The organism is Kingella sp. (in: b-proteobacteria), assembly GCF_030527935.1.
Classification (GTDB): domain Bacteria; phylum Pseudomonadota; class Gammaproteobacteria; order Burkholderiales; family Neisseriaceae; genus Kingella_B.
In genome coordinates, this window is sequence record NZ_JAUMZV010000001.1 from 58458 (window position 1) to 83747 (window position 25290).

Consider the following 25290-nt stretch of genomic DNA (forward strand, 5'->3'; position numbering starts at 1 on the left):
TTCGCCGCCTACCACGAGCAGGGGCAAGCCCCTGCACCCCGCCGCCGCATCAACTCTTGCTGCATAAACTCAACCCATAGAGTGGACAATCCATTGCCCCCCGCCCACAAAGGCAGCCTGAAAATTTTGTAAAACCTAAGTAGGTCAGGCATTTATGCCCGACGTTTTTATGTGTCCGTGTTTTTCGGGCATAAATGCCCGACCTACCGATAAGCAACAGCCCGTAGGGCGGGCAATTTATTGCCCACCAAAATGTTCACAATCATGCTAAGCAAGCACTTGCCCCCCATCTCAAAGGCAGCCTGAAAACCCTTTTTCCCCTTTTCAGGCTGCCTTAGAACCTGTATTCACGGTTTTCATAGGCATCTTTTATGACATAAAGCGCGGATACAAGGCAAAAAGCACAGCAAGGTTGGACACCTTGCGCGCATTTTTAACGCAGTAGCCGTGTTTTTGGGGCATAAAAGATGCCTATGAAAACCGTGAATACAGGTTCTTAGATTTTAAAAAACCAATACAAAAGCTATAATTGCGCGTTTTATCATTGCCTTTCGCCATGACCGCCTCCAAAGTTCTCATCGTTTACTACTCCCAAACAGGGCAGCTTGCCACGCTTGCACAGCAATTCGCCGCCCCGCTGCAACAGGCAGGCATCACGGTGGATTGCGTGCCGCTTGTGCCGCAGCAGCCCTATCCGTTTCCGTGGCGGTTCTGGCATTTTTTTGACACGTTTCCCGAATCCGCACATCTGAAACCCGCGCCCATCAATCCGCCGCAGATTCCGCACAACGATTACGATGTGGTTGTGATTGCCTACACCGTGTGGTTTCTCGCGCCATCGCAGCCTGTTACCGCCTTTTTGCAGCGCGAAGACACGCGCCGCCTGCTCGCGGGCAAGCCCGTAGTTACGCTTATCGGCTGCCGCAATATGTGGCTGTCGGCACAGGAAAAAATGAAAACACTGCTGGCGGCGAACGGCGCGAAACTCATCGGCAATATCGTCAAAACCGATGCCTGCGGCACGGCGGCGAGTTTCGTTACCACGCCCGCATGGCTGCTGTCGGGCGACAAACACTATTTCAAAAACCTGCCTGCTGCCGGAATTGCCGAACACGAATTGATGGACGGCGCACGTTTCGGCGCAAAATTGCGCGACGCGCTGTCGTCTGAAACGCCGCTTGATGAGACGCTGTTTCAAAATATGGGCGCGGCGCGGGTAGATGAAAAACTGATTTTCAGCGAAAAAGCCGCCAGCCGCAGTTTTTACCTGTGGGGCAGGCTACTGATGGCGGCAGGGCGCGTGTCGCCCGTGCTGCGCCGCGTGCTGCTGGCGGTTTATATCGCGTTTTTGGTTACGCTGATTCTGACCGTTATCCCCGTCAGCATTGTGCTGAAAAAACTGCTGCACCCGCTGTTGAAAAACCGCCTTGCCCAAGCCAAACGCTATTACGCCGCGCCGTCGGGCGAATAAATCCGTTTCAGGCTGCCTTAACATACAGGCAAGCCTGAAAATAATATAACCCCTGCCGCATCATTTCAGGCAGCCTGAAAACCCTTACCCACACACCACCATGTCCAACGAAGTCTATCTCACCCGCGCCGCCGCCTTTCTGCCCAACGAGCCCGTATCCAACGACCAAATGGAAGCCGTGCTCGGCATGGCGGGCGGCATTCCCTCGCGCGTGCGCCGCATGATTTTGCGCTCCAACGGCATCACCTCGCGCCACTACGCGATAGACCCCGCCACCCGTACCGCCACCCACACCAACGCCGAACTCGCCGCCGAAGCCCTGCGCCGCCTGTTTGCCGCCGCGCCCGAAGCGTGTGATTCAGGCTGCCTTGCCTGCGCCACGTCCTACCCCGACCAAACCATGCCGGGGCACGGCGTGATGGTACACGGTTTGAGCGGTATGCCGCCGTGCGAAACCGTGTCGCTGGCGGGCGTGTGCGTGGCGGGCATGGCGGCAATGAAATACGCCTACCAAGCCGTGAAATCGGGCGAACACGCCGCCGCTGTTGCCACCGCTTCGGAAAACGCTTCCGCCGTGATGTGCGGCAAAAATTTCCAAAGCGAAACCGACCTGAAAAAACTGGAACACGCCACGCCCGAAATCGGCTTTGAAAAAGACTTTTTACGCTGGATGCTCTCGGACGGCGCAGGCGCGGTGCTGCTCGCCGACCGCCCCGTTGCAGGCAGCCTGAATTTCAAAATCCATTGGATAGAAATGCTGTCCTACGCCAACGAAATGCCGCCCTGTATGTATGCAGGCGCAGAAATCCGCAACGGCGCGTTCCACGGCTGGAAAACCGCCGATGCCGCCGAACACGCCCGCAGCAGCATGATGGCAGTGAAGCAAGACGTGAAACTGCTCAACGAACACATTATCGCCTATACCGTAGAAAAACCGCTCGCGCACATCATCGCCAAACGTCGTCTGAAAGCCGAAGATATCGACTGGTTTCTGCCGCATTACTCATCGGGCTTTTTCCGCGACAAAGTCGCCGCAGGACTCGCCAACGCAGGCTTGCCGATACCGCAGGAAAAATGGTTCACCAACCTTGCCGAAAAAGGCAACACAGGTTCGGCTTCCATTTACATTATTCTAGAAGAGTTTATGCGCACTTTCGCGCTGCAAAACGGTCAGAAAGTATTGTGCTACATACCCGAGAGTGGGCGGTTTTCTACTTGTTTTATGCTGCTGGAAGCGGTGTAGCCAGCTTGCTTTCAGGCTGCCTATCCTTTAAAATGGCGCACATTAAGCCGAGAGTGCTGACCTTTATTTGCAGAACGTTGGGCGATTGACCCACTCGGCTTACCACATTCATTTCACAGCCCTTTGCAGCTATGCAGGGGCTGTTTTATTAGGGAAAAATCAAAAATGTATTTGCTCTATGCCGATGAATCGGGTTCTATTGACGACCCGAACGGCGATTTTTTCGTATTGGCAGGCATCAGTATTTTTGAACGCCAAACTCACTGGTTAGACCAAAAAATAGAAACCGTAGCGCAACGCTTCAACGCCCGCTTTGCCAGCGGGAAATGCGAGTTTCACGGCAGCCCCATGCATTCAGGCAGAGACGGTTGGAAAACCGCCGCTACGCCTGCCGAACGCGCTCAGGCGGTTGCCGATATTTTGCATTTGTTGTCGCATTCGCAATCTCAAATCCGCATCTTTGCATCGGTGATTGAAAAACGGCTGTTTGCCGACAAATCAAAAATTATCCCCACCGCGTTTCAAGATATAGCCTTTTCCTTTGATACTTCGCTGCGAAACATTTATTACAAACACAACAACGCCCAACGCGGCTTGGTCTTATTTGACAAAAGCACGTCCGAGCGCATGATACAAGAGCTGTCTTACAGCTATAAGCATTTGGGTTCGTCAGACGACAAACTGCGTAATTTCGCCGAAGTGCCTGTAGTTGTGGATTCGCAAGCCACGCGGCTGATACAAATGGCGGATTTATTTGCCTATTGGCTGTACCGTTATTACCAAAGCAACGACAATCGCGGATTCAACATCATTCAACCGCATATTTGGCGCAACGGCGCGGAAATATTGGGCTTGCACGAACATATTTCTGATGAAACGCGCCAGCGTTTGACCCATGCAGACGACTGCGGTTTTCCGTTTCCCGCGCCCAACCCCATTTAAGGCAGCCTGAACATGGACATAAACGACATTCCCCAAGACCAAAGCGCAAGCTACGGCGGACACAAAAAAATCATCTACGGCACGCAGGGCGGGCATTACCAAGCAGCTACCAGCAGCGGCTGGGACACCGAAGCCTACGCCACCGCGCTTGCCGTGCAGGAATTGGACGCGCAAACCGAAGCCGCCCGCGCTGCCGTGTTGCGCGGCGAATTTTCCCCGTTGTATTACCAAATGTTCCGCGCCCGACACGACATCGCCAGCCTTGCCACCGCCGCAGGCTTTTGGCAATGGCAGACGCGTCGCCATCTGCACCCTGCCGTGTTCGCCAAACTGCCCGAGCGCGTGTTGCAGCAATACGCCGACGCACTCAATATCAGCGTGGCGCAGTTGAAAAGCACCGATTGAACGTTAAACGCCGTTTCAGGCTGCCTGAAAATCATGCTTGCCTTATTGTTGCTGACGACAAGCAGCATTGGTTAAAAATTCTGAAACCTGTTCCTTCTCCCGCTGGCGGGGGAAGGCTAGGAAGGGGTGGTAGGTCAAACAGCCACCCCCACCCTAACCCTCCCCCGCCAGCGGGTGAGGGAATGGGGTACAGCATACTTTGTATGAACGCCGCCCAACCAGTTTCAGGCTGCCTCCATTATTTATTGTTTTACCCAAGCTGCCGCCCGAAACCACAGAAAGCCCCTTTATCTATGACCGATTTCCCTCACCAGCACACCGCCCATTGCGAAAGCGGCGTGATGTCCACTCTGCTGCAATACCACGGCTACCCGCTCAACGAAGCCATGATATTCGGCATCGCCCACGCGCTCACCTTTGTGTGGCTGCCCGTAGTCAAACTCAACGGCATGCCGCTGGTTTCCTACCGCACCCCGCCGCGCAGCATCATCAAACGCACCTGCCGCGCACTCGGCTTGAAACTCAGCGTGCAGAAATTCGCCCGCGCCGACGACGGCAAAACCGCGCTGGACAACGCCCTTGCATCGGGCAAACTGGTGGGGCTGCAAACTTCCGTGTACTGGCTGCCCTACTTCCCCGAGCAGATGCGCTTTCATTTCAACGCCCACAACCTGCTGGTGTACGGCAGAGACGGCGATGATTATTTAATCAGCGACCCCGTGTTTGAAAGCGTGCAACGCTGCCCGAGCGAAGATTTGCAGCGCGCCCGCTTCGCCAAAGGCGCGCTTGCCGCCAAAGGCATGATGTACACGCTGAAAGTGCCAAGGCAGCCTGAAAACGCCGCCGCCGAACTGCCCGCCGTTATCCGCCGCGCCATCGGCAAAAACGCCCGCCAAATGCTCGCGCCCGTGTTTTTTGTCGGCGTAAAAGGCATACGCACCGTTGCCCAAAACATTGAAAAGCTGCCTGAAAAACACGATGAAAAATACCAAAAACTGTTTCTCGGACATTTAGTGCGTATGCAGGAAGAAATCGGCACGGGCGGTGCAGGCTTCCGCTACATCTACGCCTATTTTTTGGAACAGGCGGCGCAAATCTGCGGTGAACCTGCTTTTCAGGCTGCTTCCGAAACCATGACCGCCATCGGCGACGCATGGCGGCAGTTCGCCGCGATGTGCGTGAAACAGTGCAAAAAGCCCGCGCCAGACGGCTGCGCCAAAATCGCCGCTTTTTTGCGCGGGATTGCCGATAAAGAAGAAGCCTTGTGGCGCGATTTAAAACAAATGAAATAAAACAAAAAGGTCGTCTGAAACGTTCAGACGACCTTTGCCGATAATCCTTCCATTTTTATGATTCAAATCCAATCTCTCTCCCACCGCTACCCCCGCGCTGACAAGCCCGCGCTGGATAATGTCTCGTTTGACATCGCCGACGGCGAATGCGTGGGGCTGCTCGGGCACAACGGCGCGGGCAAGACCACGCTGATGTCGCTGTTGGCGGGTTTGCAGCGCGTGCAAAGCGGCGCAATTCTGTTTGACGGCAAGCCGCTGCACCGCCTCTCCCGCGCCGAGCGGCAGAAAATCGGGCTGGTGCCGCAGGATTTTGCGTTTTATCCGCAGCTTACGGTGTGGGACAACCTGCTGTTTTTCGCTGCTTTATACAAAATGCGCGACCAAGGTCGTCTGAAAGATTTGCTGGCACAGGCGGGCTTGCAGGAACACGCGCACAAAGCCGCCAAGCATCTGTCGGGCGGTTTGAAACGCCGCCTGAATTTCGCCATCGGGCTGGTGAACGCGCCGACTTTGGTGTTTTTGGACGAGATTACCGTGGGCATAGACCCGCAGTCGCGCCGCTTTATTTTGGACAGCGTGGCGGATTTGACGCGGCAGGGGGTAACGGTGGTTTACACTTCGCACTATCTGCCTGAAATAGAACAGCTTTGCAGCAAAATCGCGCTGCTGCAACACGGGCGGCTGGTGTATCAGGGCAGCCTGAACGCGCTGTTGGACGCGCAGGCGCAGACGGTGCGCTTTGTTACCGAGCCGCCGCTGTCGTCTGAAACCCTTGCCGCGCTACAAGCCGCGCCGCTGGATAATCGCGGCATGATGCAGACCGCGCACGATGCGGCGGCGGTGTATGCGGCGTTGCAAAACAGCGGCGCGAAGATTTGCTACTTCCAGCAGGGACACGGCTCGCTGGAAGCGTTTTATTTGGACTTTTTGCGCCGCGAAACGGAAACATAAAATCAGGCAGCCTGAAACCTTTGCAAAACCCCTAACAGCAGCCTGAAACACAAGAACTGCCGTCATTCCCGCGCAGGCGGGAATCTTGTTTGATATTCAAAAATCATTTTAAAAACAATTTGTTGCAAAAATCCAACCAAGATTCCCGCCAGCGTGGGAATGACGGCGACAATATTGCCGAATCACCGACAGGACTTTCCCATGATTGCCGCGTCTTTAATCAAAGAACTGAAACTACTCAGCCGCGACCTGCACGGCTTGGCTGTGCTGTTCGTGATGCCGATTACCTTTATGCTGATTATGTCGCTGGCTCTGAGCCGCGATGCCGACCCACACGAAGGCAGCCGCATCGCGCTGGTAGGCGTTTCAGACGACATCATCAACAAACCGTTCGCCGCCGCGCTGGAACAGGACGGCATCCGCGTAACGCTGATGCAGCCTGAAAAGCTCGCCGAAGCCAAAAACGGCCTGCACGACAAGCGTTTCCAACTGGTTTTGCACAATCCCAACCGCGTTTCAGACGACCTTGCCGACAGCAAACCCTTGCAGATTTACATTGCCCCCGATACCGAGCCGTCTTGGCTGGCGGCGGTGAAAGGCGTGCTGCGCCAGCATTACACCGAAACGCGCATCAACGCCTATTTTGACGGCAGCGGCATCAAAATTGACAACAAAAAACTGCCGCAAACCGTGCGCCGAGAAATCCAGAAAAAAGTAGATGAAAAAAACACCGAACAGCTTGACGCGGTCAGCGCGTTTTTACACCGCCCGATGCTGGAAGAACACTATTTGAGCGCGGGCAGCGGCGCGGTCGCCAAGCCCAACGCCGTGCAGCACAGCGTGCCCGCTTGGCTGATTTTCGGTATGTTTTTCATTATGATACCGCTGTCTAACGTGATGGCTTTGGAGCGGCAGACCAACACGATTACGCGGCTGCGGCTGGCGCGGGCGGGCGCGGCGGGGCTGATAGCCGCCAAACTCGTGCCGTATTTTCTGATTAACCAATTGCAGTTTGCAGGTATGCTGCTGCTCGGGCGTTACCTGCTGCCTGAAATCGGCGTCAGCGCGCTGGTGCTGAACGGCAGCCTTGCGCTCTACGCGCTGCTGTCCGCCGCCGTTTCCGCCGCCGCGCTCGGCTACGCGCTGCTGGTCAGCGTGTGTGCCAAATCCACCGAACACGCCGTGGTGCTGGGTGGCGGCGGCATTATCCTGATGGCGGCACTCGGCGGCATCATGGTGCCAGCCCATGTGATGCCCGAAACCATGCAGCAGCTCACTTGGGTGTCGCCGATGGCATGGGGCTTAAAAGCGTTTCAAGCCCTGCTGCTCAACCGCAGCGGCCTGCATGGCATCGCGCCCTATCTCGCGCTGCTGGCGGGGTTTGCAGCCGTGTCGCTGGCGGCGGCGGTGTGGGTGTATCACAGGCAGTTGCGCACGCAGGTGCGGTTTTAGGCAGCCTGAAAATCAATTCGTGATTATTACTCAGGCGACCTGTTCCATGCCGACACAGCCACTGCACTTTGCCGCAGCGTGCGATGCCCAACCTGCTTACCCTTGCCAACCGCAATCAGCATCACATCAAGATAGCGTTCGGGCAAATTTAAAATTTGGCGCATTTCATCACGGCGATAACCCGCCATCGGCACAGTCTGCCAACCAGCGGATTCGGCAGTAAGCATAAACGACATCGCCCACAAACCGCAGTCAAGCGCAAGGCTGCGCTGAATATCGGTTTCAGCAAACGGCTGGTAAAAACCCATCGCAGCCTGAACCAGGAAATCACGAATAACTGCATCAAAACAACCATCTTCAAATTCTTCCTGATGAATACGGCGCAAATTGGATTCGCCATAGGCTTCACGGTCGCCAAGTAACACCAGCACGGCAGACGCAGTCAATATCTGCTCCTGCCCGTAAGCAATGGGCAATAGGCGTTTGCGTATGACAGGGTCAGTCAACACCATCACGCGCCACGGCTGGGCATTGTTGCTGCTGGGCGCGTAATTGGCTTGGTTAATCAACGTTTCCAACTCAACGCGGGTAATGGATACGGCAGGGTCAAAATGACGGGTAGAGCGGCGGTTTTGCAACAGGGTTTGCAGGTTCACGGTTTATCCTTTGTCGTTGAAAACCGTTATACTACCGTTTTTAAAATCAAATAAAAACAAGGAACTAAAATGTGCGATAAGCACCTTTCGGTAAGTTTTCAAACAAAATAGGAACTTGCAACAACAATGTTTTCTGCAATTGAATTAACAATGAAACTGGTGGGCGGGAAATGGAAATGCCTGATACTTTATTATCTCGGCGGCGGCGCACACCGCACACGCGATTTACTGGAAAAATTGAACGGTATCAGCCAAAAAGTGCTGACCGAACAACTGCGCCAACTTGAAGCCGATGGTTTGATTGAGCGTGAAGTATTTGCCGAAGTGCCGCCGCGCGTGGAATACCGCCTAAGCACAGAAGGACAAACGTTTCTACCTGTGCTTTATACCTTGTGTAACTGGGGCAAAGATTATGGCTTGCGCCATGATTACGAAATCAGTCCTTGTCCGCAGCCAGTTGATTTGACAATGTAGCTTGCGTTATCTTCCATCATCTGCCCGCCCCTTTTTCAGGCAGCCTGAAAGGTCGTCTGAAACCCCAAAAGAAAAAAGTCCCCACCATGCCCTACACCTTCACCCTAGCCCCCGAAGCCCTAGAAACCGAATTAAAAAAACTCATCTTGCAGGAAGCCGACAAAACCGATGCGCTTGACCTGCCCGACTTTTCAGACGACCTGATGCTGTTCGGTGATGTCAGCCCCATCGGCTTGGATTCGCTGGACGCGCTGCAAATCAGCGTGGCGTTGCAGCAGCATTTTAAAGTGCGTTTGCAGGGCGACCGCATGGTGCGCAAACACATGATGTGCGTGCGCGATTTGGCGGCGTTTGTCCGCGCGGAGCACGGCGCATGACTTGGCTGTGCGGCGCGGCGGCAACGTGCGCGGCAAACCCGCAGCGCGGTTTCAGGCAGCCTGAAACGCTGGATTTTGTCTTTCTCAACCAGTCGCAACGCGCCAAATACTACCGCGCCTTTGCGCCCGACAGCCTTTCCCGCGCCCAGCTTGCCGACACCGCCGAGCAGCATTTGCGCCGCGCCGCTGAAAACGCGCTCTGGCAGCCTGAAAGCTGGCACACCGCGCCCGTGTTTGTCGCCTCCAGCGCGTATCTGATTTCCGAATACGAAAACCGCCGCCTGTCGGGCGAGCCGCCGCCCGAAAACCACCTGCTGCACCTTTCAGACGACCTTGTCCGCCGCAGCGGCAACCGCAGCATCTTCAACACCGCCACCGCCTGCACTTCTGCCGCCCACGCGCTGATGCAGGCGCACCGCTTTTTGTCGCACGGCTTGGCGGAACGCGCCTTTGTGCTGGGCATAGAAAACCTGAACCGCCTGACGCTGCTGCATTTTCACAGCTTGGGCTTGTTCGCGGACGAATACCGCCCGTTCGGCGGCAACGGTTTGATTTTGGGCGAAGGCGTGGCAGCTTTGGCACTCTCCGCCGCCGCGCCGCAACAAGGCAGCCTGAAACTCATCGCCACCGCCGCCAACACAGGCAGCGAACTGGTGCAAAGCGATGTGGAAAAACAAACCCAGCTTATCCGCCGCGTCTTGGAGCAAGCCCATCTCGCCCCGCGCGACATCGCTTTCGTCAAAACCCACGGCATCGGCACGGCAGACACCGACACCGCCGAGCTTGCCGTGCTAAACCGCGTTTTCGGCATACCGCCGCCGCTGGTTGCCTTCAAACCGCAAATCGGGCACACGCTCGGCGCAAGTGCCGCGCTGGAAACCGCCCTGCTCGCCCAAGCCCTGCACAGCCGCACACTTGCCGACACCGGCGGGCGCGCAATCCCCCTTTCAGACGACCTTTACTGCCTTGCCCACCATTTCGGTTTCGGCGGCAGCAACACCGCAAGCATCTGGCAATGGAAACCATCGATTTAAACGTCCGCATTACCGCCGCCGCCCGTTTTGACACCAATGCGGCAACGCCTGTCAAACAGCTCAAAGCCGCGCTGCAACAGCAAAGCGGCACAGACCCGCGCCGTCTCAGCCGCCTGAGCTTAATCGCCGCGCTCGGCGCAAACCTGCTCAAACACAGCCGCCCCATCGCGCCAAACTGCGCCGTTTACGCCGCCGCACCGTTTTCATCGCCATCGGTGTTTGAAAAAATGGCGGACAACGTGCTGAACCACGCCGCCGCCATGCCTTTTGACTTCATCGCCAACCTGCACAACGCACCCGCCTTCCACGCCGCGCAAACGCTGGGCAGCCACGTCGCAACCGTGTTTATCCCCGCGCACAGGCAAAACCCGTTTTACCCTCTGCTCGCCGCCGCCCTGTCGCTCGACGCAGACGGACAAGCCGCAGTCGGCTGGTGCTACGAACACCAGCACGAACACCGCAGCACCGCAGAAGGCAGCGTCTGGCTGCTGCTGGAACACGGCATGGAGCGCGGCACGGCGGTGCGGGTGCAGCGCAATCGCGCGGCGATAAGCGGCGAAAGCATGACGCAATCGGACGGATATTATTGGCAAGCCGTGTGCGACTGGCTGGATAGGCAGCCTGAAAACGAGAGCGTACTGAATGCGGGCGATTGGGATTTACTGGTTGATGCGGCAGATTGGGCGGTGGTACGGGAAAGTGTTTGAGCAAGCAAAAGGCAGCCTGAAATGGGGGGGTATTTTCAGGCTGCCTGCCAAAATGAAAGCCAAAAACCATACGAACTTTAATCACCATTGCTTCCTGCTACGAAAAAGAAATAACAGGCATCAACCACTCTTACCATGCCGTGTTCAAAAAAACGTCTTTTTCAAATCCAGACGATGAAAAACGGTTCAACCATTTCTTCCAGCAAAACCAAGCCATTTTTGCCAGACAATTATTCAATGGCTTTATCCCATTTGATTGTTCATCGCAAAAAGGGCAAATCACCCTATTCCCGGCGCAAAAAGGGCTAAAAGAAATAGATTTCTTGCGCATTTGCCCAAGAAAAGCAGGTATTTGGGTCGCCCTATCCGAAAAAGCATGGTGCATCTTGGCAAAATTTAATCTGCCGCCTACTCATCGCATACCCGTTCGCGTTGATGGGTTTTGCGCAGCAATATTATTTGATTGGCTTTCCTATGATAACGACCGATGCCATAGACTTTACGCCATCTGAATTTATCCACATCAGCAGTCGTGAAATCGTGCGCTACGACAATCATCAAGCGTAATTTATTTGATATTGCGCCCAGCAAAATCGTTATTCGCGGGTATGGCTATGATGTGCTGAATATGGCGACGCTTTATGAGTTGAGTGTCGCGCCTGAAATCATTAAAGAATTTACAGCGCATGGCTGCGTGGGTATCACCAAGCGAAATGCGGTGTTGGTTGAATAGCAAGGGATTTTGTACTATTCTGGGTTTTCAGGCTGCCTAAACGTGGCTGGTGTTATGATGCGCATTTTTTGGAATGGAACACGATGACCAAACAAAACAAATGGCTGCTGGCGGCGGCGTTGCTGCTGGTGTTTGCGGGGCTAAAAGTGGCGATGCTGGGCTGGTGGCAAAGTAGGCAGCCTGAAAATGGGGCGGCGGCGGTGCAATGCGATGTGTTGGCGGCAGGTTGCCCGTTTTTGCAGGGGGCGACGCTGCGGCTGCGTGGTTTAACCAGCACCAAATCGGCGTTTACCATAGAAGCGGTGGGCGTGCCCAGTGGCGTGCAATCGCTGTCGGCTTCGTTTCGCATGGATGGCATGGAGATGGGGTTTAACCGTTTTGATTTGGCGAAACAGGGGGATGGAAGCTGGCGGGCGGAACGGGTGTATTTGCCGCTGTGCACGGCGGGGCGGCATGATTGGGTGGTGGTGTGGCAGGCGGATGGGGCTGGGTTTCAGGCGGGGTTTCAAACGCAGTAGCGGGGGCGCAAAAAATAGGATAGGCAGCCTGCGGAGTGTAGCGGAGTTGCGAAGCTAAAAGGGTTAAGCGTTTTAGCTTCGCAGAAGCGCGTAAACTCGCTTTCAGGCTGCCTAATCTATTGCCTAATCTATTGTTTTATCCGGCATGCGGCATTGGGAAACGCCGCCACCACGAGCTGCGCCAGTTTATCGGGCAAGCCAATAAACAGCGTGCAAGTACTGTCCCAGCAAACGATTTCAAACAGGGCTTGCGGATGCTGCGGCTGGGCGTTTGGCTGCCAAAAATCGGGGCTTCCGGCATCAGGCAAAATGCTCAAATCTATTTCGGCATCGGGCGCAAAGGCGGAAAACACGCCCCAAATGTATTGCTCATACGGATGCTCGCGTAGCCAACGTTCCAATTCTGCGCCAACAAAAACGGATGGGTCGGCAAAAGTATTGTCGTCATTGCGTTCAATGTGGTTTACCAGCTAGCGATGCTGTCGGCAGGTTTCCCAGCCCAAAATTTCCATCATCCCATGCATATTGGTGTAATAACGGATGCTGGGTTCGCTCTCCAAAATCAGGTTGTGCGTGGCTTGCTGCGGCAAGGGGTTGGCAAGCGCGTAGGGCGATGGCGTGGCGGGAATGGCTGGGCCGCGAATAAGGTGCATGATTTTTTGATGCCAAGCGGCATCGGCTGAAATTTCGTTTTCAGGCTGCTATGATGTCATTTGTTTACTCCTTATTCTGTTTACTCAAATAGGCAGCCTGAAACGCTTAACCCCGCTTTCAGGCTGCCTATTGCGCATGGCTTACCGTTTGTTCAACTTCGCCGATAGCCAGTTGCCCGTGCTTTGGATAATCACCACCATCACGGTCAGCAACACCACCACCGCCGCCATCACATCGGGCATATAGCGTTGATGCCCATAGCGAATGCCCAAGTTGCCGATGCCGCCGCCGCCAATTAAGCCCGAAGCCGCGCTTTCGCCCAAAATGGCAATCATCAAAATGGTGATGCTCAACACCAAACCCGAACGCGCTTCGGACAGCAATACTTTAAAAATAATCGTGCGCGGCGATGCACCCATTGCTTGCGCCGCTTCCACCACGCCGCGCGGCACTTCTTTCAGGTTTTGCTCCACCAGCCGCGCAAAATAAAAACTGGCGGCAATGCTGAGCGACACGCTGGCGGCGAACGGCCCAAACGATGTGCCCACAATGGCGCGGGTGAGCGGCATCACCACAATCATCAAAATCACAAACGGAAACGAGCGCATAAAGCTCACCAGCGTGCCAAGAATGCGATGCACGGGGCGGTTGGCAAAAATTTGCCCGTGCGCGGTGGTGTACAGCCAAATGCCGAGCAGCCCGCCCACAATAATGCCCGCGGCGGACGACACGCTTATCATAATCAGCGTTTCGCCAATGGCTTGGTAGAACTCGGGGAGCAGGGATTTTAGGTTGTCTAGTGGGGATGGGTTCATGGTTTGAGGTCTCTTGGGTTATGTTTACAGGATAGGCAGCCTGAAAATCTATCGTAAAATCTTTTTCTCGTGCAGATATTTCACCAATTCATCATCTAGCACTTCATCAAAATCGCCAGTAAAGCGGTATCCGTTATAGGGGTCATATTCCACGATGTTTTTCAAGAATTTTGCAAAATCGCTATTTTTCTCAGCCAATTCGTAAGCCGTGGTGTAGTGTCTATTTTTTCTTTGAACTGCGCGGGCGATAGAATTTGGCTTTGGGCAATGTTTTGCGCGTCTAAATGGATGATGCCAATGCCGAAACTTTGGCTTAACTTTTGCAGCGCATCCACAAAGCCTTCATCTTGTGCCATGTCTAATGCCACCAAATAGCCTTCATTTGCCCAGCTTGAATTGCTGACGGCTTGGAAAAAGCATTCTTTACAGTTGCCAAAATCCAAACGAATTTTCAGTTCAAACGAAAATAACTTTACTTTAATGGCAAGCGGTCAAATTTTTTGATGAAATTGAGCAGGGCTTCGTTTTCAAAATCAGTATATTCAAAATTCACAGCAACCATATCGGGATGCAACCATGCGTCTGCGCCTTTTTGGTTTTTCTTACTGCGTTCGTGAAAAATGGTGTAAGACAGCGCAGAAAAGGTGGGGCTGCTGTATAAAAATTTGCACAACAAGGGATGCAAATCGAGTTCGTGAAAATGGGTTTGGGGCGTAGTAACGCTGGGGGCGGAAATACTGGGGGCAATAACAGGTTGCGCCGTGGCTTTTAGCACGAAATATTTGGGGCGATGGCCTTGTGTTGTAATTGGGCTATCCGCTTTTTTTGCACGTTCATATAAAAGCGCACCTACCGTGCTCCACGGTGTTTTGCCTAATGACGACACGCCTTGTTGTGCGTCGTAAAACGGAAGCTGTTGGTAAAGCTGGTTTTGCTCAATGTATTGCCAAATCTCGGATGCAGTGGCTGGGCGATTAAGTTCGGTTAGGGCTTGCAGGGCAATAGTGAAATAAGTGGGTTTCATAAGGCAGCCTGAAAAAGGTAAACGGTTGCTGGGGTGGATATTCATGCCTCAATATAGTTTTCAGGCTGCCTTATGTATGCCACCCAAGGCAGCCTGAAACCACAGCAGGCATACCACCCTAATCATCGCGCAACAATTCGCGTCCAATTTCCGACTGCGCCAAAATCACGCCGTCTCGCACATCCGCCACTTCCAACAGCTTGCCCAGATGCAGCAGCGCGGTGCGGTGGCACAGCTTGCGAATCACGCTCATCTCGTGGGTAACGATAACAATGGTTACTTGAAAGCGCGTGTTGATGTCTTGCAGGCAGCCCAGCACGCTGCGGGTGGTAATCGGGTCAAGCGCGGAAGTGGGTTCGTCTGCCAAAATCACTTTCGGGTTGGGCGCAAGCGCACGCGCAATGCCCACGCGCTGTTTTTGTCCGCCAGAAAGCTGGGCGGGATAATGCTGGGCGCGTGCGGTTAAATCCACAATTTCCAAGCATTCTTGCACGCGCTGGGTGATTTTTGCCGCGTCCCAGCCTGCAATTTCCAGCGGAAACGCCACGTTTTCGGCAACGGTGCGGTTGCTCAACAGGTTAAATTGCTGGAACACCATGCCGATGTTTTGCCGCGCTTGGCGCAGTTGCGCTTCGCTCATGGCGGTTAAATCTTGGTTATCAATCAACACTTTTCCTGTATCGGGGCGTTCCAGCAGGTTAATCAGGCGCAACAGCGTGGATTTGCCCGCGCCCGAGTAGCCCATCAGTCCAAAAATTTCGCCTTGATTGATGTGTAGGCTGGTGGGTTCAACGGCGGTGAACCAGCCTTTATCGCGCGTTTGGTATTTTTTGGAAACGTTGTCCAGCGTAATCATTTGGTTGTCTTTCAGAAATCAAAGCCCGTTGCACACAAACGGTACAACGGGCGTGGAAGAGTTTACACGTTTAGCTGTTTGCACCCGCAAGCTGTGTCAAATCGGTGTTTGGCGTATCAAATTAAGGTTAAGGAATGTAACGATTATTGCGGATAGTGTCAAAGCATTTTTGTTGCTATCAGTTATGCTTTTCAGGCTGCCTAATTGGTATCGCTGGGATGCAGCCTGAAAAGCGTTTGTAAAGCCCAGCCAAATATAGCGTGGCGTAATTTTCGTTATTGCGATTATAAATTGCGCCGTCTTCAAAAAAAAATATATAATTCGTCGCGTCAATAAATCAAATTTATCAACCAAACCTTAATTGGAGTTTGAAATGTCTGTGCAAATCAAAACTGCTGCCGAACTAAAAGGCAAAAACGTCCCATCTGTTGTATTCCACACTCGCCAAGACGATGCTTGGGTGGATGTTTCTACCGATGACTTGTTCAAAGGAAAAACCGTTGCCGTGTTCTCCTTGCCCGGTGCGTTTACGCCCACTTGCTCTTCCACTCACTTGCCACGTTACAACGAATTGGCTGCCGAGTTCAAAAAACGCGGCGTGGACAGCATTGTGTGCATTTCTGTGAATGATACGTTTGTGATGAACGCTTGGTTGGCCGACCAAGAAGCGGAAAATATCACCGTTGTGCCCGATGGCAACGGCGAGTTCACCAAAGGCATGGGCATGCTGGTGAGCAAAGAGCAACTGGGCTTTGGCGACCGCTCTTGGCGTTATTCTATGCTGGTGAAAGACGGCAAAATTGAAAAAATGTTTATTGAGCCCGTTAAAGACGGCGACCCGTTTGAAGTGTCCGATGCCGACACCATGCTGAAATACATTGACCCTAAATGGGAACCGCACGAGTCTGTTTCCATCATTACCAAACCGGGCTGCCCATTCTGCGCCAAAGCCAAAGCCTTGCTGAAAGAAAAAGGCTATGCGTTTGAAGAAATCGTGTTGGGCCGTGATGCTTCCATCACTTCCGTGCGCGCGATTACCGGCAAAGCGACTGCGCCGCAAGTGTTTATCGGCGGCAAATACATCGGAGGCTGCGACGATTTGGAAGCGTATTTGGCTAAATAATCTGGCTTTATAGGTTCTAACTTTCAAGCGGCACGACAGTTTTCTCCTCCTTTTCTGGCGTGCCCCCCGAGCAAATCTCTCCGTTAGGTTGTTCGGGCAGCTTAATTGTTTGAGTTAAGCTGCCCGAACAACCTTTTTTGTGTTTAGGCAGCCTGAAACCGCGTTACTCTGTTTCAGGCTGCCTTATCATTTCCGCTATAATAGACAGCCTGAAAACCTTTTAACGAGCTATTCCATGATTGCCTTAATCCAAAGAGTTACCCAAGCCAGCGTTGCCGTTGCAGGCGAAACCGTTGGCAAAATTGACCACGGCTTGCTGGTGCTGCTGGGCGTTCAACACGGCGACACGCCAGCCATAGCCGATAAACTGCTGCACAAAGTGCTGTCTTACCGCGTGTTTGCCGATGAAGCGCAGCGCATGAATTTAAATGTGCAACAAGCAGGCGGGCAGCTTTTGATTGTGTCGCAGTTCACGCTTGCCGCGCACACGCAAAAGGGCTTGCGCCCCGATTTTGCCGGCGCGGCGAAACCCGATGCAGCGCAGGAATTGTATGACTACTTTTGCGCCCAATCTGCCGCGCGCATTGCCACGCAAACGGGTATGTTTGCGGCGGATATGCATGTGTCGCTGGTGAACGATGGACCTGTTACGTTTTGGTTGCAAGTGTCGTAAACAGGGCGGCAAGTGGCGTATGGGTTTGTTTGCTGCTGTTATGCTGTTTTAGCTTCGCTACGCAGGCTGCCTTGGTGATTATCCATAGGCAGCCTGAAACGTTGTTATCACGCTCAAATTGGTTTGCATCCATTGCTGCCATCACAACAAAATGCTTTTCAGGCTGCCTTATCCACCCACCCCCAAAGGCAGCCTGAAACCACGCTGTAATCTTCTTTCAAAAACGCCGCTAAAAGCAAAAAGCCCCGCTGGAAACACGGTATAATCGCCGTTTTTCAAGCAATACAAGGAATGGATTATGCCAGCCATCAAACGAGATTTAACGCGCATTCGCCACAACACCAAAATCGTGGCAACGCTGGGACCGGGTAGCAACAATGTGGATTTGTTGCGCGATATGATTAGCATCGGCGGCGTGCACGTGGTGCGCTTTAATTTTAGCCACGGCACGCCCGAGTTTCACGAAGAAAACGCCCGCATTGTGCGCGAAGCAGCGCGGCAGGCGGGCTTGGAAGTGGCGATTATGGCGGATTTGCAAGGGCCGAAAATCCGCGTGTCTAAAATCGCAGGCGGCAGCATTCAAGTGGAAGCAGGCGAAACCTTGCTGTTTGACGCGGCGTTGGAAGGCGAAGGCAGCCGCGAGCGCGTGGGCTTGGATTACCGCGAGCTGCCCAACGATGTGAAAACAGGCGATGTGCTGCTGCTGGACGATGGTTTGCTCACCGTTACCGTGGAAAAAGTTGTCGGCAGCGAAATCCACACCATCTGCAACAACAGCCACACGCTCAAATCCAACAAGGGCATCAACAAGCAAGGCGGCGGTTTGAGCGCGGGCGCGTTCACCGAAAAAGATTTCCGCGATTTGAAAACGGCGGTGAAGATTGGCTGCGATTATTTGGCGGTGAGCTTTGTGAAAAACGGCGAAGATATGCACATTGCCCGCCGCGCGGTTGCCGAAGAGTGCGAAAAATTGGGCTTGCCGATTCAACCAGGCTTGGTATCCAAAATTGAGCGCATTGAAGCGATTGAAAATTTGGACGAAATTATTTTGGCATCAGACGGCATTATGGTGGCGCGGGGCGATTTGGCGGTGGAAGTGGGTAACGCTGCTGTGCCTGCGCTGCAAAAACGCATGATTAAACGCGCGCGCGAATTGCGCCGTTTCAGCATCACGGCAACGCAAATGATGGAATCGATGATTACCAACCCTGTGCCCACCCGCGCCGAAGTGAGCGATGTGGCGAACGCGGTGTTGGACGGCACAGATGCGGTGATGTGCTCGGCGGAAACGGCTGTGGGCGCGTATCCTTTTGAAACCGTGCGCCAAATGGCGTTGATTTGCGCGGCGGCGGAGAAAGAGCAAGACACGCTGGTGGGCGTGGACGAAAGTGCCGTTACCGAAACAGGCGAAATCACCCACGCGGTCGCCAGCGCGGCGGTTTATGTTGCCAAACAGGTGCACGCCAAGGCGATTGTTGCGCTCACCGAAAGCGGTTCGTCTGCGTTTCATGTGAGCCGTTATGGCATTTTGATTCCGATTTACGCGCTCACGCCCAGCGAAAAAGCGCAACGGCGCATGGCGATGTATCGCGGCGTGCGTCCGCTCAATTTGACCACCAGCAAAGACCACGAAACCGCGTTTGCCGAAGTGGAAGCCCTGCTGCTTGAACGCGGTGTGTTCCAAGTGGGCGAGCAATATGTGATTACCAGCGGGCGGCGGATGCGCGAAACGGGCAGCACCAATTCACTGGAAGTGCGGGTGGTGCACTAACGCAGCGATAAAAGGCAGCCTGAAACCTATTAGGCTGCCTTTGTTATGACCTTGCCAAGCGCACATCAAGGCAGCCTGAAAACACGTTAACTCGTTTTCAGGCTGCTATAATCCCCCTTCCCTATTCACATCCACAGAAAGCCCCACCATGAGCCGCATCGCTTCCACTTTCGCCCAACTGGGCAGCCAAAAAGCCCTGATTGCCTACATCACCGCAGGCGACCCCAATCTCGCCACCACACTCGCCATGATGCACAGCATGGCAGCCAACGGCGCAGACATCATAGAGCTGGGCATCCCCTTTTCCGACCCAATGGCAGACGGCCCCACCATCCAACGCGCAGTAGAACGTGCCCTAGCGCAACACGTTTCCCTGCGCGATGTGCTGGCGGTGGTCAAACAATTTCGCCAAAGCAACGCGCACACGCCCATTGTGCTGATGGGCTACTTAAACCCCGTACACACAATGGGCTACGAAGCCTTTGCCCAAGCCGCTGCCGAAGCGGGCGTGGACGGCGTGCTCACGGTGGACGACCCCATTGAAACCATTGCCCCGCTCCAAACCGCCCTTGCGCAGCGCGATATAGACAACATTTTTCTGGTTGCCCCCACCACCAGCGAAGCGCGGATGCAAGCCATCGCCCAGCACGCCAGCGGCTTTGTGTACTACGTTTCGCTCAAAGGCGTAACAGGCTCGGCGCAGCTTGATACAAACGAAGTCGCCGCCAAAATCGCCGTGCTGCGCCAACACATCAAGCTGCCGATTGGCGTGGGCTTTGGCATCAGCGATGCCGAAAGTGCCGCCAAAATCGCCGCCGTTGCCGATGCCGTGATTGTGGGCAGCCGCATCGTAAAAGAAGTGGAAACGCATCAGGGCAACGAAGCGCAAGCGGTGGGCGCGTTGGTGCGTGAACTCAAAGCCGCGATTTAAATCGTCTGCACAACATTTATCTGCACGACATTTATCTACACTACGCCAAGGCAGCCTGAAACCGAGTTAAATCGTTTTTCAGGCTGCCTTTATCGCGCAATTTTGCAGAACGGCGATGGCTTGTCGTCGCCAGATGGTGCGAAGTGTGTAAACGTGTTCACGCATCGCTTGGCAAAGCCTGAAACCTTTGCAAAACCTGTAACCGATGGAGCGTCGGCGGCTCGCCGACATCTTGGCAAATCATAATGCGCTGTTTAATAAATGTTGGCAACGAGCCGTCGCCGCTCCATTTTAGGTTTCAGGCTGTCATTGGGGGTTTCGCAAAGGCTTCAGCCTAATAACGCGCGGCAAAACCAACGCAAAGGCAGCCTGAAAACGAGCGAAGCGAGTTTCAGCGAAGCTAAAACAGCATCTTAAAAATCGTTTTCAGGCTGCCTATTTCTGTTCGCAAGCATCAAGCCGCAACATCAATCTACAAACGAAACCCCCGTCAGCTGCGCCAACTTCACCGCTTCGGCAATCGCCGCCAACGCCTGCGGGCGCACAAAGTTGCGCCGATACGCCAGCACAATGCGGCGGCTGGGCGCGGGCGATTCAAACGGCACAATGGAAAACAGCAAATGGTCGTTGTCCGTGAGCGCGGTGGAAGGCAACACGCTGATGCCCAAGCCGCTGGCAACCATGTGGCGAATCGTATTCAGCGAGCTGCCTTGCAGCGTGTTCGCCAAGCCCGCCACGCGCTGTTTTGCCGCCAATTCGCTGCACGAACCTAACACTTGGTCGCGCATGCAGTTGCCTTCGGTGAGCAGCAACACATTTTCTTCGGTGATGTCTTTGGTGGAAACCGCGTCCAGCTCTTCAAAGCGATGCCCCTTGGGCACAATCACAAAAAACGGCTCGTCATACAGCGGAATCGTTTCCACGCCTGTTTCCGCGTACGGCTCGGCGACTACAATCGCATCCACATCGGCGCGTTTGAGCATTTCGGTGAGCGCGGCGGTGTAGTTCTCTTCCAGCATCAGCGGCATTTTGGGCGCAACTTGGCGCATGGATAAAATCAGCTTGGGCAGCAAATACGGCGCAACGGTAAAAATCAAACCCAGCTTAAAATTGCCTTCCAACTGGCTTTGCTCTTCGTTTGCCAAATAGCGAATCACTTCCGCTTCATCCAGCACGCGCCGCGCCTGCGTCACAATGCGCGCGCCTGAATTGGTGGCCATCACTTCGTTGCTGCTGCGGTCAAACAGCGACAAGCCCAGCTCTTCTTCCAGCTTTTTGATGGCGATGGAAAGCGTGGGTTGGCTCACATGGCAACGTTGCGCGGCGCGTCCAAAATGCTTTTCCTGCGCCACGGCAACAATGTAGCGTAGCTCGGTTAAAGTCATGCTTTGTCCTTTTGTTTTTCAGGCTGCCCATCTTCGGGCTTGGTTTCGGGCAGCGTGATGTTTAACGCCAACATTTCCACGCCGTCTTGCTCTTCGCGCGTGATGTTGATGTCGTCCAATTTAATCTTCACATATTTAGACAACACTTCCATCAATTCTTTTTGCAGCGTGGGCAAATAATCAGGCGTTCTGGCGGTCTCGCGGTTGGCACGCTCTTGCGTGATGATGATTTGCAAACGGTCGCGCGCCACCGCCGCGCTTTGCGGTTTTCTGCCAAACAAACGGTCTATCAACGACATGGCTTATCTCCCAAAAATTTTCTGGAAGAAGCCTTTTTTCTCGGCTTCCAAGAAACGGATTTCGCGGTTTTCGCCCAGCAAACGCGCCACCACATCTTGATACGCCTGCGCCGCAATCGCATCGTTTTGATGGATAACAGGCTCGCCCGCGTTAGACGCTTGCAACACATTTTGCGATTCGGGAATCACGCCAATCAACGGAATGCGCAAAATATCCTGAATATCTTGCACCGACAGCATCTCGCCTTTTTCCACACGCTCGGGCGAATAGCGCGTAATCAGCAAATGCTCTTTCACCGCTTCGCCGCGCTCGGCTTTGCGCGATTTGCTTTGCAAAATACCCAAAATGCGGTCGGAATCGCGCACGGAAGATACTTCGGGGTTGGTGGTGATAATCGCTTCATCGGCAAAATACAACGCCATCAACGCGCCTGTTTCAATGCCTGCGGGCGAATCGCACACCACAAATTCAAAGTTCAAATTGGTAACCAATTCTTTCAACACTTTGCCCACGCCTTCTTTGGTGAGCGCGTCTTTATCGCGGGTTTGCGAAGCGGGCAGAATGAACAGGTTTTCGCAATGCTTGTCTTTAATCAGGGCTTGGATGGCGGTTGCTTCACCTTGAATCACGTTAATCAGGTCGTACACCACGCGGCGTTCGCAGCCCATAATCAAATCCAGATTGCGCAGACCTACGTCAAAATCAATCACACAGGTTTTGTGTCCTTGCAACGCCAAACCTGTTGCGATGCTGGCGGATGTGGTGGTTTTGCCCACGCCGCCTTTGCCTGATGTAACCACAATAATTTTTGCCACTTGAATACTCTCTTTCAGATTAAATGGTGAATGGGAAAAGGATAGGCAGCCTGAAAAGGGGGGCTTTTAGGCAGCCTGAAAAACAATTTCTGATGGTGTTCTAAAAAAGTATGTTGCACAGGGGTGGCTGTTTAATCCACCTACCACCCTCCATCCTAACCTTCCCCGCTAGCGGGGGAAGGAACAGATTGCAGAGTTTTTAATCAATACTGTTTGCCTTAACAATAATTAAGTCAGCATCCTTATTTAGGATACCACCCAATTTTTCAATTTAAGGCAGCCTGAAAACTATCGCCCATCCCACTTTCAGGCTGCTTGTGTATTTTTAATTCGCGTTAATCGCCAAAATCGCTAAACGCTCATCGTCTTGCAATTCGATCTGCACCGCCTTTTTGTGCAAAGACGGTGGCAAATCCTGTTCAAACACGCGGTAAATCCCCGCGATGGACACCAATTCCGCCTGCATGGATTGCAAGAAAATCCGCGCCGTTGTATCGCCCGATTCGCCCGCCAGCGCACGCCCGCGCATCGGCGCGTACACATGGATATTGCCATCGGCGATAATCTCCGCGCCTTCGCTTACCATACCCAGCACCACCAAATCCGCCTGCTCGGCATACACCTGCTGCCCCGTGCGCACGGGCGATGTAACGACTACGGTTTTACGCGCGGTTTGTATGGTTTCAGGCTGCCTTGGGCTGGCTTCTGCGGCTGGTGGTTCGGATGGTTCGGCAGCGGGTTCTGTCGTGTGTTCGCTGTGTTCTGCGATGGGTTCGGCTTGGTCAGCATGGTCTGCGTTTTCAGGCTGCTGATTATTTTCAGGCTGCCTTGGGTCTGTCGTTTCGTTTTCCGATTGTTCCGCCGCCGCATCATCAGCCTTGTTTACCTGATTGGCAGCCGCATCAGCAAGCGCGTCCGCATCCTTTTCAGGCTGCCGATGGGTTTTCTTGCCGCTATCCAGCCACAGCAAACCCGCTGCCTTTGCCGCTTCCGACCAATCTTTCTTGCCATGCTTCAACGCCACCACGCGCATATCACGCGCCGCAAACGCCGCCACCAACGCCGCAAAATCCAGCTCATCCGCCCGATTTATCCGCGTGGCATCCAAAATAAACGGCATATTGGCAAACTTGGCATACTGCGCGGCTTTTTCGTCCAGCAGCGCGGTCATCGCCGCCAAATCTGCCGTAAACAAACGCAGCGTCAAGGCTTCCAAGCGAGCGGATTTCAAATCAAAGGCTGATTTCATGGTTTTGATTGTTTTATTCAATTAAGTTCGCAAGTTTACCGCGTTAGACAATATTACACAACCAATAGACAGCCTGAAACACCATCACCCAAATCAAAACCGATTGAATTTTAAAAACAATGCCTTTACAATGCCGCTTCCTTTTTTAACCACTTTTAACGAGAAGATAAGATAATGAAAAAAACCCTGTTAAGCACCGTGCTATTGTTCGCCTTGGCAGCCTGCGGCGGCGAAAACAACAACGCCCCAGCGCAAAACACCAACGCATCGGGCGCAGCCCCAACAGCCAGCGCAGGAGAAACCAACGCGCTTAATATCTACAACTGGTCAAACTATGTGGACGAATCCACCGTTGAAGATTTCAAAAAAGCCAACAACCTAGATTTAACCTACGACCTATACGAAAACAACGAAACCCTTGAAGCCAAAATGCTCACAGGCAAATCTGGCTACGATTTAGGCGTGCCCGGTATCGCATTCTTGCCCCGCCAAATCAAAGCGGGTGCTTATCAGAAAATTGACAAATCGCTTATCCCCAACTACAAAAACATTGACCCTGCCTTGCTGAAACTCTTGGAGCAAGCCGACCCTGGTAACGAATACGCCGTTCCCTATTTTTCAGGCGTAAACACCTTGGCGATTACCGCCAAAGGCAAAGAATTGCTCGGCGGCAAATTGCCCGAAAACGGCTGGGATTTGATGTTTAAACCCGAATACACGCATAAACTCAAATCTTGCGGCATCGCGCTGTGGGACACACCCAGCGAAATGTTCCCCATCGTGTTGAATTATTTGGGCAAAGACCCCAAAGGCACCAACCCCGCCGATATTGAAGCCGCAGCCGCCGTGTTGCAAGCCATTCGCCCCGATGTGAAACGGTTTAGCGCATCGTATATTGACGAATTAGCGCGCGGCGATATTTGCTTGGTGGCTGGCAACGGTGGCGATTTGAACCTTGCCAAAGCCCGCAGCGAAGAAGTGAAAAACAACGTGGGCATTGAAGTGCTCACCCCAAAAGGCATGGGCTTTTGGGTGGAATCTTGGGTCATCCCCAAAGATGCGAAAAACGTTGTCAACGCGCATAAATACATCAACTACACGCTAGACCCCGAAGTGGCGGCGAAAAACGGACACGCGGTAACCTTTGCCCCCGCCAGCTTGCCTGCGCGTGAAAAAATGGACAAAAAATTGGTGGAAACCCGCTCCATTTTCCCCACCGCGCAAGATATGGCTGATGGTTTTGTGATGCCGCAAATGTCGGACGAAGCGAAAAAACAAACCACCGCGCTGTGGCAAAAATTGAAAATGAGCAAATAACGTTGTTCTATCTTGGCAACTGTATAGGCAGCCTGAAAACGGGAATATGGGTTTTCAGGCTGCCTAATATGTGTTTACGGCAGCCTGAAAACCTATCTTCATTTACTCTTAACCTTGTAAAC

At 53.5% G+C, this 25290-nt stretch carries 31 protein-coding genes; 19 read left to right on the forward strand and 12 right to left on the reverse strand.

The window, feature by feature from the left end:
* Positions 1–8: 8 nt before the first annotated feature.
* Entirely contained in the window at positions 9–152 is a 144-nt protein-coding gene (locus Q4A85_RS00345; RefSeq protein ID WP_303106953.1) for a hypothetical protein, read from the reverse strand.
* Positions 153–556: 404 nt separating this feature from the next.
* Here Q4A85_RS00345 and Q4A85_RS00350 point away from each other — a divergent pair, with 404 nt between their 5' ends.
* The 7 genes from Q4A85_RS00350 (at position 557) to Q4A85_RS00380 (ending at position 7756) form a co-directional block, all read left to right on the forward strand.
* Positions 557–1471, forward strand: a complete 915-nt coding sequence (locus tag Q4A85_RS00350) for a dialkylrecorsinol condensing enzyme (RefSeq protein ID WP_303106954.1) — start codon at positions 557–559, stop codon at positions 1469–1471.
* 100 nt (positions 1472–1571) lie between these two features.
* Complete coding sequence (locus Q4A85_RS00355) at positions 1572–2714, forward strand: beta-ketoacyl-ACP synthase III (RefSeq protein WP_303106956.1); 1143 nt, start codon at positions 1572–1574, stop codon at positions 2712–2714.
* A gap of 165 nt (positions 2715–2879) precedes the next feature.
* On the forward strand, positions 2880–3656 hold the full coding sequence (locus Q4A85_RS00360) for a DUF3800 domain-containing protein (RefSeq protein WP_303106957.1): 777 nt from the start codon (positions 2880–2882) through the stop codon (positions 3654–3656).
* A 12-nt stretch (positions 3657–3668) separates the two neighbouring features.
* Positions 3669–4061, forward strand: a complete 393-nt coding sequence (locus Q4A85_RS00365) for a hypothetical protein (protein ID WP_303106959.1) — start codon at positions 3669–3671, stop codon at positions 4059–4061.
* A 293-nt stretch (positions 4062–4354) separates the two neighbouring features.
* Positions 4355–5353 (forward strand): BtrH N-terminal domain-containing protein, encoded by a 999-nt coding sequence (locus Q4A85_RS00370; protein WP_303106961.1) that lies wholly within the window; start codon positions 4355–4357, stop codon positions 5351–5353.
* A 57-nt stretch (positions 5354–5410) separates the two neighbouring features.
* Positions 5411–6304, forward strand: a complete 894-nt coding sequence (locus Q4A85_RS00375) for an ABC transporter ATP-binding protein (protein WP_303106963.1) — start codon at positions 5411–5413, stop codon at positions 6302–6304.
* Positions 6305–6505: 201 nt separating this feature from the next.
* Positions 6506–7756: an ABC transporter permease gene (locus Q4A85_RS00380; protein WP_303107100.1), complete on the forward strand. Its 1251-nt coding sequence runs from the start codon at positions 6506–6508 to the stop codon at positions 7754–7756.
* Between the two features lie 26 nt (positions 7757–7782).
* Here the strand turns inward: Q4A85_RS00380 and Q4A85_RS00385 are convergent, their stop codons facing one another.
* Positions 7783–8412, reverse strand: coding sequence for a nitroreductase family protein (locus tag Q4A85_RS00385; RefSeq protein ID WP_303106964.1), 630 nt, complete (start codon positions 8410–8412; stop codon positions 7783–7785).
* Positions 8413–8562: 150 nt separating this feature from the next.
* Between Q4A85_RS00385 and Q4A85_RS00390 the strand changes: the two genes are divergently transcribed.
* From Q4A85_RS00390 to Q4A85_RS00420, 7 genes are all read left to right on the forward strand, one after another.
* A complete protein-coding gene (locus Q4A85_RS00390; RefSeq protein ID WP_303106966.1) occupies positions 8563–8886 on the forward strand; it encodes a helix-turn-helix domain-containing protein in 324 nt (107 codons plus the stop codon).
* 86 nt (positions 8887–8972) lie between these two features.
* Positions 8973–9263, forward strand: coding sequence for an acyl carrier protein (locus Q4A85_RS00395; protein ID WP_303106968.1), 291 nt, complete (start codon positions 8973–8975; stop codon positions 9261–9263).
* Positions 9260–10297: a beta-ketoacyl synthase N-terminal-like domain-containing protein gene (locus Q4A85_RS00400; RefSeq protein ID WP_303106970.1), complete on the forward strand. Its 1038-nt coding sequence runs from the start codon at positions 9260–9262 to the stop codon at positions 10295–10297. The genes Q4A85_RS00395 and Q4A85_RS00400 overlap by 4 nt, the downstream gene beginning before the upstream one ends.
* Positions 10279–11004: a hypothetical protein gene (locus Q4A85_RS00405; protein ID WP_303106971.1), complete on the forward strand. Its 726-nt coding sequence runs from the start codon at positions 10279–10281 to the stop codon at positions 11002–11004. Before Q4A85_RS00400 ends, Q4A85_RS00405 begins: the two co-directional genes overlap by 19 nt.
* A 140-nt stretch (positions 11005–11144) precedes the next feature.
* A complete protein-coding gene (locus Q4A85_RS00410; RefSeq protein ID WP_303106972.1) occupies positions 11145–11516 on the forward strand; it encodes a hypothetical protein in 372 nt (123 codons plus the stop codon).
* Between the two features lie 20 nt (positions 11517–11536).
* Entirely contained in the window at positions 11537–11737 is a 201-nt protein-coding gene (locus Q4A85_RS00415) for a hypothetical protein (RefSeq protein ID WP_303106973.1), read from the forward strand.
* 83 nt (positions 11738–11820) lie between these two features.
* Entirely contained in the window at positions 11821–12255 is a 435-nt protein-coding gene (locus Q4A85_RS00420) for a hypothetical protein (RefSeq protein ID WP_303106974.1), read from the forward strand.
* Between the two features lie 128 nt (positions 12256–12383).
* Here Q4A85_RS00420 and Q4A85_RS00425 read toward each other — a convergent pair whose 3' ends face one another.
* The 6 genes from Q4A85_RS00425 to Q4A85_RS00450 form a co-directional block, all read right to left on the reverse strand.
* Complete coding sequence (locus Q4A85_RS00425) at positions 12384–12656, reverse strand: hypothetical protein (RefSeq protein WP_303106975.1); 273 nt, start codon at positions 12654–12656, stop codon at positions 12384–12386.
* Between the two features lie 69 nt (positions 12657–12725).
* Complete coding sequence (locus Q4A85_RS00430) at positions 12726–12908, reverse strand: hypothetical protein (protein ID WP_303106976.1); 183 nt, start codon at positions 12906–12908, stop codon at positions 12726–12728.
* 141 nt (positions 12909–13049) lie between these two features.
* Positions 13050–13724: a methionine ABC transporter permease gene (locus Q4A85_RS00435; RefSeq protein WP_303106978.1), complete on the reverse strand. Its 675-nt coding sequence runs from the start codon at positions 13722–13724 to the stop codon at positions 13050–13052.
* Between the two features lie 161 nt (positions 13725–13885).
* Positions 13886–14167: a hypothetical protein gene (locus tag Q4A85_RS00440; protein WP_303106979.1), complete on the reverse strand. Its 282-nt coding sequence runs from the start codon at positions 14165–14167 to the stop codon at positions 13886–13888.
* A gap of 29 nt (positions 14168–14196) precedes the next feature.
* On the reverse strand, positions 14197–14748 hold the full coding sequence (locus tag Q4A85_RS00445; protein WP_303106981.1) for a hypothetical protein: 552 nt from the start codon (positions 14746–14748) through the stop codon (positions 14197–14199).
* Between the two features lie 118 nt (positions 14749–14866).
* Entirely contained in the window at positions 14867–15604 is a 738-nt protein-coding gene (locus tag Q4A85_RS00450) for a methionine ABC transporter ATP-binding protein (protein ID WP_303106982.1), read from the reverse strand.
* Positions 15605–15977: 373 nt separating this feature from the next.
* Here Q4A85_RS00450 and Q4A85_RS00455 point away from each other — a divergent pair, with 373 nt between their 5' ends.
* The 4 genes from Q4A85_RS00455 to trpA all read left to right on the forward strand — a co-directional run bounded on the left by Q4A85_RS00455 (position 15978) and on the right by trpA (position 20102).
* Positions 15978–16727, forward strand: a complete 750-nt coding sequence (locus Q4A85_RS00455) for a glutathione peroxidase (RefSeq protein ID WP_303106983.1) — start codon at positions 15978–15980, stop codon at positions 16725–16727.
* 235 nt (positions 16728–16962) lie between these two features.
* The gene (dtd, locus tag Q4A85_RS00460; protein ID WP_303106984.1) at positions 16963–17400 is read left to right on the forward strand and encodes a D-aminoacyl-tRNA deacylase; all 438 of its coding nucleotides are present in this window, start codon (positions 16963–16965) and stop codon (positions 17398–17400) included.
* A gap of 298 nt (positions 17401–17698) precedes the next feature.
* Positions 17699–19171 (forward strand): pyruvate kinase, encoded by a 1473-nt coding sequence (gene pyk, locus Q4A85_RS00465; protein ID WP_303106985.1) that lies wholly within the window; start codon positions 17699–17701, stop codon positions 19169–19171.
* Positions 19172–19319: 148 nt separating this feature from the next.
* Entirely contained in the window at positions 19320–20102 is a 783-nt protein-coding gene (gene trpA, locus Q4A85_RS00470) for a tryptophan synthase subunit alpha (protein WP_303106986.1), read from the forward strand.
* Positions 20103–20569: 467 nt separating this feature from the next.
* Here the strand turns inward: trpA and Q4A85_RS00475 are convergent, their stop codons facing one another.
* From Q4A85_RS00475 to minC, 4 genes are all read right to left on the reverse strand, one after another.
* On the reverse strand, positions 20570–21487 hold the full coding sequence (locus Q4A85_RS00475; RefSeq protein ID WP_303106988.1) for a hydrogen peroxide-inducible genes activator: 918 nt from the start codon (positions 21485–21487) through the stop codon (positions 20570–20572).
* Complete coding sequence (minE, locus tag Q4A85_RS00480; RefSeq protein ID WP_303106990.1) at positions 21484–21786, reverse strand: cell division topological specificity factor MinE; 303 nt, start codon at positions 21784–21786, stop codon at positions 21484–21486. The genes Q4A85_RS00475 and minE overlap by 4 nt, the downstream gene beginning before the upstream one ends.
* A 3-nt stretch (positions 21787–21789) precedes the next feature.
* Positions 21790–22602, reverse strand: coding sequence for a septum site-determining protein MinD (gene minD / locus Q4A85_RS00485; RefSeq protein ID WP_303106992.1), 813 nt, complete (start codon positions 22600–22602; stop codon positions 21790–21792).
* Between the two features lie 325 nt (positions 22603–22927).
* A complete protein-coding gene (minC, locus tag Q4A85_RS00490) occupies positions 22928–23851 on the reverse strand; it encodes a septum site-determining protein MinC (protein WP_303106993.1) in 924 nt (307 codons plus the stop codon).
* A 174-nt stretch (positions 23852–24025) separates the two neighbouring features.
* Between minC and Q4A85_RS00495 the strand changes: the two genes are divergently transcribed.
* The gene (locus Q4A85_RS00495; protein ID WP_303106994.1) at positions 24026–25168 is read left to right on the forward strand and encodes an extracellular solute-binding protein; all 1143 of its coding nucleotides are present in this window, start codon (positions 24026–24028) and stop codon (positions 25166–25168) included.
* Positions 25169–25290 lie beyond the last annotated feature (122 nt).